This is a genomic window from Pseudomonas sp. HMWF006, from assembly GCF_003061205.1.
Taxonomy (GTDB): domain Bacteria; phylum Pseudomonadota; class Gammaproteobacteria; order Pseudomonadales; family Pseudomonadaceae; genus Aquipseudomonas; species Aquipseudomonas monsensis.
This window is the reverse complement of the sequence record NZ_QAIU01000418.1, coordinates 1-531: the sequence shown is the minus strand read 5'-3', so window position 1 is coordinate 531 and position 531 is coordinate 1. Positions and strand designations below refer to the sequence as shown.

The window sequence follows — 531 nt, the reverse complement described above, 5'->3', positions numbered from 1 at the left end:
CGACCGCGTTGCCAGCTTCGTCGAGCGCGCCCTCGGTCAGCCGCATATCGAGCGCGTGACCGGTGCGGCGGTGCATTCCGGTGCCGGCTTCTACTATCAACCGACCTTGCTCGCCGGTTGCAAACAGACTGACGAAATCGTCCAGCGCGAAGTGTTCGGCCCGGTGGTCACCGTGACCCGTTTCGACGAGCTTTCGCAGGCCGTCGACTGGGCCAACGATTCGGAATACGGCCTCGCTTCGTCGGTGTGGACGCAGAATCTGGACAAGGCGATGCAGGTCGCCGCCCGCTTGCAGTACGGCTGCACGTGGATCAACAGCCATTTCATGCTGGTCAGCGAAATGCCCCACGGCGGGCTGAAACGTTCGGGTTACGGCAAAGACTTGTCCAGCGACTCGCTGCAGGACTACAGCGTGGTGCGGCACATCATGGCCCGGCATAGCCGGGAGCTTTAAGCGGCGAGCTACAAGCCGCAAGTTAAAAGCAAATCCGCTGTGTCTTGCAGCTTGGAGCTTGGAGCTTGCGACTACTC

The 531-nt window shown here is 61.4% G+C and carries 1 protein-coding gene; it reads left to right on the top strand.

The genetic code is table 11. The features are described 5' to 3' along the window. The coding region (locus DBR24_RS32585) for an aldehyde dehydrogenase family protein (protein ID WP_256591591.1) at nt 1-454 on the top strand (454 nt) is incomplete at its 5' end. Nucleotides 455-531 lie beyond the last annotated feature (77 nt).